Source organism: Streptomyces sp. FH025 (assembly GCF_017427025.1).
In the GTDB taxonomy this organism is placed as follows: domain Bacteria; phylum Actinomycetota; class Actinomycetes; order Streptomycetales; family Streptomycetaceae; genus Kitasatospora.
In genome coordinates this window covers 1-3,014 of record NZ_JAFLNG010000823.1, presented here as the reverse complement: position 1 = coordinate 3,014, position 3,014 = coordinate 1, and the positions used below count along the sequence as shown (strand labels likewise).

Here is a 3,014-nt window from a genome sequence, read left to right as displayed (position 1 = left end):
CATAGTGCCGGGCGGCCTTCGCGCGGTTCCCGCACACCGCCATCCGGCACCACCGCCGGCGCCCGTTCTGCGAGGCGTCGAAGAAATGCAGAATGCACGCCTCGTGCGCGCACTGCTTCACCCGGTGCGCCCCCTGGCCGAGCAGCGTGAGGAAGTCGTCCACCGCCAGCCAGGGCGCCAGCCACTGCGGCCCGTCCGTCTCGATCCGGTCCTCGGCGCCACCCGGCCCGGCGCTGCGCCGGACCCGCCCGTACGCCAGCACCGCGTCCAGCGCGGACCGGGCGGACGTGCTCAACTCGCCCTGCTCGCGGGCGTCCTGAGCCGCCAGGGCGATCGCCTCACGGGCCTGCCGGATCGCCGCCAGGCCCACTTCGTCAGCCGCGCAGCGCCCGCTCAGCCCGGCGGAGGAGAGCCAGATCCCGTACCCCTCGACGCCGGTGAGCAGGTCGTTGACGGGGGTTCCGGCCCAGCGGGTGTTGAGCAGGTCCAGCGCCAGCGGCTCGCCGATCAGCGGCCGCGGGTCCCTCGGGTCCGCCATCACGTCAGTCATCGTTCTCCCTCGGCTCCCTCCGATTCTACGTCCGGGCCCCAACAGCCGAATTGGTATGGACCGGTTCCGGAATTCCGGCCATTCACTGTATGGAATCCCCGATTTCCGACACCTCCACAGTTGACTGTTTTTTAGCAACGAATTGCCTGGCCATGAGCCACCTCGCACACCGGTTCTGTCATGTTCTAGCCAGCGTTCTACCCCGGAACGCCTGGCCCCTGCCGGCCCCCACAGCCGGCCAGAGGAGGATCCGTTGCGCCCCCGTTCCCTCGCTCTCGCCGCGGCTATAGCCGTCCTGCCGCTGACCGCCGTCTCGCTCGGCGTCTCCACCGCGCAGGCCGCTCCCGCTCCGCACGCCACCCCGCGCGTCGCCCTGCCGAACACCGTGAACCCCGCGGTGGCCCACTCGGAGAAGAAGGGCGACGTCCCGGCCGAGCAGCAGATCTCGGTGTCCGTCAGCCTGAAGCTGCGGAACCCCGACGCCCTGGACCGCTTCCTCACCGCCGTCACCACCCCCGGCTCGCCCGAGTTCGGCAAGTACCTGACGCCGGAGCAGTTCACCGCCCAGTTCGGCCCGAGCCAGCAGGCCGTCGACCAGGTCAAGACGTACCTGGCCCAGCAGGGCCTGGCCGTCACCGACGTGAGCGCCAACCGCCAGGTGGTCAACGCCCGCGGCACCGCCGCGCAGATCTCCCAGGCCTTCGGCACCCACGAGAGCTCCTACCTGGACCCGCAGCTGCAGCGCGCCTTCTTCGCCAACGACGACGCCGCCTCGATCCCCTCCGACCTGGCCGCCGTGGTCCAGGGCGTGAGCGGCCTGGACAACCACGCGGTGCGCAAGAACCGCCTGGCCAAGCCCAACTCGGCCACGCCCGGCGCGATCACCCCGAACGCCGCCACCGCCAGCCCGAGCGGCCTCGGCCCGGCCCAGTACGACGGCGCCTACAACCTGAACAAGACCGGCGCCGACGGCACCGGCAGCACCGTCGCCCTCTGGGAGTTCGACGGCTACCAGTCCTCGAACCTGACCACCTACGACTCGCAGTACGGCCTCACCGGCCCTGCCGTCACCACCGTCTCGGTGGACGGCGCCAGCTACGACTCCGCCCCCGGCCAGGGCCAGGGCGAGGTCGAGCTCGACAGCGAGATCGTCCGCGGCGCCGCCCCCAAGGCGACCCAGCTGGTCTACGAGGCGCCCAACAGCGACCAGGGCGAGATCGACATGGCCAACAAGATCGTGGCCGACAACAGGGCCTCGGTCATCTCGATCTCCTGGGGCTCCTGCGAGCCGGACACCACCGCCGCCTCGATGACGGCCGTCGACAACGCCTTCAAGCAGGCCGCCGCCCAGGGCATCTCGATCTTCTCCGCCTCCGGCGACGACGGCTCGCGCGACTGCACCCGCTCCACCAGCGGCTCGACCGTCAAGGCCGTCGACTTCCCGGCGTCCAGCCCGCACCAGACCGGCGTCGGCGGCACCAACCTCAAGGTCACCAGCGGCAACGGCTACTCCTCGGAGAGCGCCTGGAGCACCGCCGGCGGCGGCGTCTCCACCGTGTTCAGCAAGCCGACCTGGCAGACCGGCACCGGCGTCAGCGGCACCATGCGCACCGTCCCGGACGTCTCCTCCAACGCCGACCCGGCGAGCGGCTTCGCGATCTACACGGCCGGTGCCTGGCAGGTCTACGGCGGCACCAGCGCGGCCGCGCCGCTGTGGTCCGGCTACGCCGCCCAGTTCAACCAGAAGGCCAAGGCCGCCGGGCAGCCGGTCCTCGGCGAGGCGAGCCCGCGGCTGTACTCGGTCGCGAACAGCAGCAGCTACGGCAGCGCCTTCCACGACGTGACCACCGGCGCCAACCAGGACTTCTCCGCCAAGACCGGCTACGACCAGGTCACCGGCTGGGGCTCCCCGGCCGCCGACCAGCTGACCACCGCCCTGCTCGGCGGCGGCACCACCCCGCCGCCCACCGGCGGCTGCACCCCGGCCCAGCTGATCGGCAACGGCGGCTTCGAGACCGGCACCGCCGCCCCGTGGGCGACCTCCTCCGGCGTCGTCGACAACAGCGCCTCCGAGCCGGCCCACTCCGGCAGCTGGAAGGCCTGGCTGAACGGCTACGGCACCACCCACACCGACACCCTGTCGCAGACCGTCTCGGTCCCGGCCGGCTGCGCCTCCGCCAAGCTGACCTTCTGGCTGCACATCGACACCGCGGAGACCGGCACCACCGCGTACGACAAGCTGACCCTGCAGGCCAACAGCACCACGCTGAAGACCTGGTCCAACGTGAACGCGGCCGCCGGCTACGTCCAGCAGACCGTCGACCTGACCTCCTTCGCCGGCCAGACCGTGACCCTCAAGTTCACCGGCACCGAGGACGGCTCCAACCAGACCAGCTTCGTGATCGACGACGTCGCGCTGAACGTCCAGTGATCACCGGCCGGTAGGAACCGGTAGCACCACCCT

Annotated in this window: 2 protein-coding genes; one reads left to right on the top strand and one right to left on the bottom strand. The window is 71.2% G+C overall.

The features are described 5' to 3' along the window. The coding region (locus J0670_RS34395; RefSeq protein ID WP_243437939.1) for a CGNR zinc finger domain-containing protein at positions 1–550 on the bottom strand (550 nt) is incomplete at its 3' end. Positions 551–803: 253 nt separating this feature from the next. Between J0670_RS34395 and J0670_RS34390 the strand changes: the two genes are divergently transcribed. Beyond that, complete coding sequence (locus J0670_RS34390; RefSeq protein WP_243437938.1) at positions 804–2,981, top strand: protease pro-enzyme activation domain-containing protein; 2,178 nt, start codon at positions 804–806, stop codon at positions 2,979–2,981. The last annotated feature ends 33 nt before the right edge of the window (positions 2,982–3,014 follow it).